Origin of the sequence: Providencia sp. PROV119 (genome assembly GCF_028482435.1) — a bacterium.
Lineage (GTDB): Bacteria > Pseudomonadota > Gammaproteobacteria > Enterobacterales > Enterobacteriaceae > Providencia > Providencia stuartii.
The window spans coordinates 144,407-151,253 of record NZ_JAMPQL010000015.1 but is presented as its reverse complement, the minus strand read 5'-3'; the positions used below and the strand labels follow the sequence as shown (position 1 = coordinate 151,253).

The 6,847-nt window shown below is 45.1% G+C and carries 7 protein-coding genes and 1 pseudogene; 6 read left to right on the top strand and 2 right to left on the bottom strand.

Annotation, left to right across the window (positions count from 1 at the left end; translation table 11 throughout):
• From PSF11_RS14400 to PSF11_RS14390, 3 genes are all read left to right on the top strand, one after another.
• The coding region (locus PSF11_RS14400; protein WP_272682832.1) for an HNH endonuclease signature motif containing protein at positions 1–499 on the top strand (499 nt) is incomplete at its 5' end.
• Between the two features lie 12 nt (positions 500–511).
• Positions 512–952: an SMI1/KNR4 family protein gene (locus PSF11_RS14395; protein ID WP_004927418.1), complete on the top strand. Its 441-nt coding sequence runs from the start codon at positions 512–514 to the stop codon at positions 950–952.
• Positions 953–1,136: 184 nt separating this feature from the next.
• Positions 1,137–1,406: a PAAR domain-containing protein gene (locus tag PSF11_RS14390; RefSeq protein WP_072502498.1), complete on the top strand. Its 270-nt coding sequence runs from the start codon at positions 1,137–1,139 to the stop codon at positions 1,404–1,406.
• A 91-nt stretch (positions 1,407–1,497) separates the two neighbouring features.
• On the opposite strand, the pseudogene PSF11_RS14385 reads toward PSF11_RS14390, so the two are convergent.
• Positions 1,498–1,740 (bottom strand): annotated as a pseudogene (locus tag PSF11_RS14385) (tyrosine-type recombinase/integrase); the annotation flags it as partial.
• A 449-nt stretch (positions 1,741–2,189) separates the two neighbouring features.
• Between PSF11_RS14385 and PSF11_RS14380 the strand changes: the two are divergent.
• Positions 2,190–3,062: a ParA family protein gene (locus PSF11_RS14380; protein ID WP_000196965.1), complete on the top strand. Its 873-nt coding sequence runs from the start codon at positions 2,190–2,192 to the stop codon at positions 3,060–3,062.
• Between the two features lie 77 nt (positions 3,063–3,139).
• Here PSF11_RS14380 and PSF11_RS14375 read toward each other — a convergent pair whose 3' ends face one another.
• On the bottom strand, positions 3,140–3,571 hold the full coding sequence (locus PSF11_RS14375) for a hypothetical protein (RefSeq protein ID WP_001095747.1): 432 nt from the start codon (positions 3,569–3,571) through the stop codon (positions 3,140–3,142).
• A 211-nt stretch (positions 3,572–3,782) separates the two neighbouring features.
• Here PSF11_RS14375 and dnaB-PI point away from each other — a divergent pair, with 211 nt between their 5' ends.
• Both dnaB-PI and PSF11_RS14365 read left to right on the top strand, forming a co-directional pair.
• Positions 3,783–5,135 carry an SPI-7-type island replicative DNA helicase gene (dnaB-PI, locus tag PSF11_RS14370; RefSeq protein WP_000549132.1) on the top strand — a complete coding sequence of 451 codons (1,353 nt, stop codon included), beginning with the start codon at positions 3,783–3,785 and terminating at the stop codon, positions 5,133–5,135.
• Positions 5,136–5,149: 14 nt separating this feature from the next.
• A complete protein-coding gene (locus PSF11_RS14365) occupies positions 5,150–6,799 on the top strand; it encodes a ParB family protein (protein WP_000845359.1) in 1,650 nt (549 codons plus the stop codon).
• Positions 6,800–6,847 lie beyond the last annotated feature (48 nt).

The following is a 6,847-nucleotide window of genomic DNA, read 5'->3' as shown; positions in this document are numbered from 1 at the left end:
GGGGCACGATGTTGAGCCGGTGGATTTTCGCGATTATATTCTGACGGTTGAGCGAAAGGATGTAAAACCTACGTATGTAAGCTTACGCGGTAAATCAGTTGAAGAAAAACTCAAGGCTCGTGGATATGATGATGTTATTATTAATGAGAATGGTGGATTAGACTATTCGAAAAGCAAGGCATTATATCATAATCCTGATAGATTGAAGCCAGATGGTACTCCAGTTGAGCCTATAGTAAAAATTAAGTATACAGGGAATTATCCTGATGATTTTGAAGCGGCAAATATGGCTGGATTTGGACAAAAATCCACACCTATGTTAGATGGGGAACGTTATCTTTGGCACCACCTAGATGATTATGATCCAATTACTAATGAAGGTACTATGCAGCTAGTTGTTTCGGATTCACATAATGGGATTCAGCATAAAGGTGGAGTGAGCCAATTCAAGGACACAAATAATGTTAGTGAATATCCATTTAGATTACCCAATAAATAAGGAGCCAATTATATGACAATAGAATTAGTGTTTCCTGAAAAAAGCTTATCTAATGATGAGTTAAATCAATTTGAATTGTTGTTTATAGCTAAATTGCCAGAAGCATTTAAGCGACACTATCTTACCATTAATGGTGGCTTTATTGGTGAAGATTCCAATATAAATTCTTATTTTGGAGGTTTTAACCCTATAAAGTATGGAAAGTTACCTATTGAAAAGCTTATTGAGGATATTGGTGATTTGGATGTAATACTGAATAATAAATCAGTACACTATGAGCAGGGAAGTTTTATACCCTTTGGTTATGATAATGGGGGAAATACCTTGCTTTTATCCCTTAAGAAAGATAGTTATGGCGAAGTTTACTTTCACTCTTATGATGGTTTATTCCAAAAGGAATATAGTAATTTTGAATCTTTTTTGAATGATGTATTTGGAAATGATTATTATTAAGATATATAAAAATAAACTAGTGTCGTAGAATTTTCACTTTATAAATGACTAACTCAGATATGATTCTTTTATAGATTACCAGTCTAGTAAAATATTTTATCATTTGATAAAAAACATTTTTCGTTGACGTTTTAGAAAAAGGTCGAACAGATTTTAGTGAAACTGTATCAGGAGAAATATCTTAATGCGTAGCACCGTAAACAGCAGAAAAATCATTTTAAAAAATGATACGACGAATACTGGTGGTACGGTGCTGACTGCTTCTTCTCTCGCCAAGCAAACTCAAGGCGTAGCTTGTGTGGGTGACTCTGTTTATTGCCCTTCGTGCAAAAAAACAGGCACTATTGTTGAAGGTGATAGCTTAATGAAAATTAATGGTATCCCTGTCGCGTTAGAGGGGTATAAAGTCGTTTGTGGATGTTCTGGAGGGTGCGTGCTTGTCGCGTTAGGTTAAATTATAGTTCGATATCAGTGCTTAGGAAAAAATAAAGTCTAGGTAATGACCACCTTTACGAATATTCGCAAAGGTGGCTAAATGATATTATTCAGTTTGATTTATGCTCTAACTCATCAATATAATCCGCATACCACTGCATCATTTCCCTTCTTCCTTCCAAATACTGACCATGATTATAGGTTCCACGAATGGAATTTTTATCTTTATGCACCAATTGAGTTTCAATCCAAGTGCTGTTAAACCCTTTTTCATGCAGGATCGTACTCATAGTGTGGCGGAAACCATGCCACGTTGCTTTACTATTATACCCCATTCGTTTTAATACCATATTGGCTTCATCACGTATAACGCGGGCGTCAGCAAGAGAAATATCAGGGCAAACACCAATCGATAATTATTTCTTTTTGCTCGTAAAGCAATCAGTAACGGCAACTATTAGGTTTGCTCGGAGTACGCTTACCAGAAGCCTTATGTTCTTTGTTTTAGGCTCATATCTGTCGGGAGTGGTACACTATAAAATGGTCTTTAAATTATATCGAACAAGCTATGCTTAAATATCAAATATCGTATTGAGTTTGTTTAGGTGGAATAGAAGATAACTTAATCATTATGAGGAACTAAACTAACTGAGGAGACCACTGTAGAAGTGAAAGTGGTGCCCGGACTCGGAATCGAACCAAGGACACGGGGATTTTCAATCCCCTAGTTAAAAAGCTTGATGTAATTCACTAATGTAATTATTTTTTTTGACTTCTCACCCAGAGTATGCTGAGTGAGAAAATGACCAGAATTGTTCCAATTATATCAACAAAAGGCGGAGCCGGAAAGTCAACCAAAGCCAGCAATATTGCGGGTTTTTGTGCTGATGCAGGGTTAAAAACCCTGTTGATCGACGGCGATCATTCCCAGCCGACAGCCAGCAGTCTGTTTAAACTTGAATATGAAGCACCAAACGGCTTGTTTGAGTTGTTAATGCAACTGACCGATCTTTCCCGGCCGGATACCATCATATCACGCTCCGTTATCCCTAATCTGGATATCATCATTTCTAACGATCCGCATGATCGTCTCCCTGCGGCTATATTGCATGCACCTGACGGCAGAATGCGTCTGCGTAATATTCTGCAACATCCGTTATTCGCTTCTTACGATGTTATTATCATTGATTCAAAAGGCGCGGCTTCGGTGATGCTGGAAACCATTTTGTTAGCTGCCACCGATTATGCTGTCGGGATAATCAAACCTATTTTGCCGGATACGCGTGAATTTTTACGGGGAACACTGGGATTAATCGGCGGGCTGGTGCCGCTGACGGCTTACGGAATTCCCCTGCCGGCAATACGTATTCTTGCTAATTGTGTTGAAGATACGGTGTTAGATCGTGCAACACTGACTGAATTAACTCAGATTATTGACCAAAAAGCGTACCCCTTTGCGGAGTCGATTTCTCTTTCGTTACTGAAAACCGCTGTTCCCAAACTGGAAATATTTAAAAATGGTCATGCACAGGGACAACCGGTGCATCGTCTGGAATACCGGACTCAGCGTAAAACACCGGCAGCCGCAGTCATTATGCATCATCTTGTTTCAGAGCTGTTTCCGGAATGGAAAACCCGTTTTGATGATGTGCTGAAACGGGAGGTGCGTCCATGAATATCAAGGTATTCTCCTGTTTTTTCCCGTTCAGTCTAACCGTGGACTGGCAGCAGATACTGCCAGCCAGATCAGAATTAATGTATTTCCCGGAAAGGATCGTCAAGAGAGTCCGGGCGTTTTTCGACTCTGCGCAAAAAGTCTTTTGCCCCTCTACGAGCTTTGAATGTGCCCCACTCTTCAGTCAGCGCCAGATGTATCTGTTCTGTTGTCATGCCTGCCACCTGAGCTGCCGGCAGGTTATCGCGAAGAATAAGATAGCTGTGAATAGCATTCAGGGGAGTGATATCGGGATTCAGCATTTTCCAGCCATACATTTCAGCCAGCCAGTCACCCAGCCATTGCAGGCGGAACAGACTCTGGCGGGAATTGCTTTCTTCAGTCATTTTCATGGTCATACTCCGGAAGGTTTTGACATACAAGTCAAAACGGGCTTCGCCCGTATCGGTGTTGTTGTCAAAAATGCCAATGTAATCAATGTCGGACGGCAGTTGATAGTTTGTATTCATAAATGTTCCTTTAGGTGTGTTATGGATAAAAATAGGCTGCCTGTACGTTCAGACCGGGGTCGCCAAACTTACCGGTCCGAAAATAGTCGGGCAGTCACAGGGAGCTTATCTCTGACGACTGTTCGTCCGACACCAACAATTCATATTCCAAAAAAAATAATTTATTTACACGGTGGGAACAGGGCATTTCGGATTAACGGAGGGCTTTTCAATGCATAAAAAGTCTTCTTCTGCTGTATTACCTGAAACTCTGTACTCACCGGAGGCGGAGCAGAGCGTGCTGGGCGGGCTGATGCTGGATAATGACCGCTGGGATGAAGTGGCGCCGTTATTACAGGCGGAGGATTTTTGTTCCAGAGCGCATCAGGAAATCTGGAAGAAAATGGCCGCCCTGTGTCAGATAAACAGCCCGATAGATTTAATCACCCTCAGTGATGTACTGGAAAAAGACGGCGTGCTTGAGCGGGTGGGGGGCTTTGCTTATCTGGCGGAATTATCCAAAAACACCCCCAGTGCGGCCAATATTGTCCGCTATGCGGAGATTGTCGTGGATCGCAGCCGTGCCCGTGGTCTGATGATGCTCGGGAATCTGCTGGCCACCCAGAGTGTGGCGGCTCAGGCAAATATACCGGCGTTATGTGAGCAGGCTGAACAGCGGCTGTTTCAGCTGTCAGAAAAAGGGCTGCCCGCTTATTCCCCGTCGTTGCTCGATATTTTAAATAATGTTGTTCAGCATCTGGAGGAGGCATTAAGTGCAAAAGGGATAACCGGTACGCCAACGGGGTTCAGTGAGCTGGATGAAAAAACCTGTGGTTTGCAGGCAGGCGATTTGGTGTTACTGGGCGCACGGCCATCGATGGGGAAAACGGCACTGGCGCTGACCGTTGCACAGAATGCCCTGCGTCTGGCAGAAAAACCGGTCTTTTTTTTCAGTCTGGAAATGCCGGCGGAACAAATCATGCAGCGCTTACTCAGTGATTTGGGCAATGTCTCACTGACGGCTATCCGCAGTGCGTCTCTGGAAGAAAATGACTGGGAGTGTCTTGGTGGTGCCATGTCACAGATTGCCGAATGGGGGGAGCGTCTGGTGATTGATGATACCAGTAATATGACACCTTCCCTGTTACGTGCCCGGGCACGGCGTTACCGCCGTAAAGTGGGTACGCCGGGACTGATTATTGTGGATTACCTTCAACTGATGCGCAGTCCTGAACAGGAAAACCGGACGCAGGAAATCAGTGAAATTTCCCGTAGTCTGAAAGCACTGGCGAAAGAACTCGGGTGTCCGGTGGTGGCCCTTTCCCAGCTAAACCGGCAACTGGAGCAACGTGCAGATAAGCGCCCGACAAACGGGGATTTACGGGATTCCGGCTCGCTGGAACAGGATGCGGATTTGATTTTATTTTTGTACCGCGATGAGGTGTATCACGAACACTCACCGGACAAAGGTGTGGCAGAAATTATCATCGGTAAGCAACGACAGGGACCGCTGGGGACGGTGAAAGTGCAGTTTAACGGGATGTATACCCGGTTCAGTGATTTTCCTCAGGGATATTATTTTTAAGGGAGAGGCGAAGAATGAAAACAGATTTACAGCATAAACTCAGTCAGGCGCTTCTCAGAGGAAATCCTGTCAGTTCCCCGTTATCCGATAATGCCCACGTCAATCCGGTGTCTGAAATGCCGATGATATTAACACTTGAGCAACTTCAGCCAAATCCGGATAACCCACGTCAGGGCAGAAACCCGCGTTATGAGGAAATCAAGAGTTCCATTCGGGCACGCGGACTGGACAGTGTCCCTAAAGTCACCAAAGCACCGGGGAGTGAGTTTTATATCTTCAGTGACGGCGGAAATACGCGCTATCAGATCCTCTCTGAGTTGTGGCAGGAGACACAGGATGAGCGTTTCTTCCGCCTTCATGTGTTATTTAAACCCTGGCCGGGGCGTTTGCAGTGTTTGATTGGCCATCTGGCGGAGAATGAAGTCAGAGGGGAGTTAACGTTTCTGGAAAAAGCACAAGGGATTTGTGTGGCGCGTTCTCTGTATGAGGAAACGCTGGGGAAAAAATTATCACTCCGGGCATTCGCTCAGCGCATGACGGCGGACGGATTACCTGTCAGCATTTCACACATCAGTAAGATGGAAGATACTGTTTCTGTTTTATTACCTTATATGCCCCGTTTACTGGAAAACGGGCTGGGAAGACCCCAAATTGAGCAATTATTGTCCGTGCGTTCGACATTAAAACGGGTAGCGGATTCGTTTCTTTTTCAGTATGACGGGCCGGATCCAGCCTGTGATTTTCTGGGATGTTTTGAAAGGACATGCACAGAAATAGATAACCATGATGTTTTTGATTATGACGTGTTTCTGGATGAACTGATTGGCCGGCTACTGAGGGAGTGTTCTGTTGCCGGTGTGGATTATGAACGTTGGGTATTTGAATTGAAGGTCAATAAAGGCAGACGCAGCACAAAGCCGGAATTGCCTGCGCCGGTGGAGAGTGAGGGTGATACAACAACCGCGCATTCAGAAACCGTACCTACCGGTATGACCTCCGGTTTTTCGGCAGAGGATTTGTTAACGGAGCCCCTATCTTCTGGTTCAGGTCAGGAGGCTTCAGTATCTCCTGTCGTTGAAAAGAAAAAATCCCGTCCGGTTGTGGAGATCCAGACGGATTTATACGGCGGGGCACCTGTGCTGAGCGGGGATACCGACGAGGCGGATATTGAGCCTGTCGATGGCGGAAGTCTGTTTGTCACGAATAACCCGGAGCATGTCACACCGGTGGAGGCGCCCGTCTCCGGTCATGCGGTGACGGCACTGACGTGTCAGGATCTCTGGCCGGTGGCATCACATCTGGATGATATTGAACATCTTCAGACGCAAATTTACCGTACTTTGTTTGAATTAGGGAATGAGCTGGATTTATCTTCCGCCTTTATGGCGGCTTCCGGGGTGCATTCTCCGGGATTTATTACGTTGTCAGCACATTCGGTGCTGGGGCGTGTGATGACGGTTTTCTCAGAACCTGATGAGTCCCATGATGATATTCCGGATGCCCTCAGAGCCCTGCTGACGGGGGGATATCAGCCCGGTATGTCGCCGGTATTGAATGATACCCAGTTTATGACATGGATGAAACTGATGTACTTGTTGCGTTGTTTGTATGCCAAACAAAGAGATGTTGATCCGGATGTGAATGATGAAGAGGAATGGGAATAAAAGCACCGCCTTATCGCCGGAGGCGCTGGCGTGTTATCTGCCCCTGAA

Bases quoted from the DNA above. Each gene is read 5' to 3' on its own strand.
- PSF11_RS14395 (WP_004927418.1), top strand. From the start codon at position 512: ATGACAATAGAATTAGTGTTTCCTGAAAAAAGCTTATCTAATGATGAG.
- PSF11_RS14390 (WP_072502498.1), top strand. From the start codon at position 1,137: ATGCGTAGCACCGTAAACAGCAGAAAAATCATTTTAAAAAATGATACG.
- PSF11_RS14380 (WP_000196965.1), top strand. From the start codon at position 2,190: ATGACCAGAATTGTTCCAATTATATCAACAAAAGGCGGAGCCGGAAAG.
- PSF11_RS14375 (WP_001095747.1), bottom strand. From the start codon at position 3,571: ATGAATACAAACTATCAACTGCCGTCCGACATTGATTACATTGGCATT.
- dnaB-PI (WP_000549132.1), top strand. From the start codon at position 3,783: ATGCATAAAAAGTCTTCTTCTGCTGTATTACCTGAAACTCTGTACTCA.
- PSF11_RS14365 (WP_000845359.1), top strand. From the start codon at position 5,150: ATGAAAACAGATTTACAGCATAAACTCAGTCAGGCGCTTCTCAGAGGA.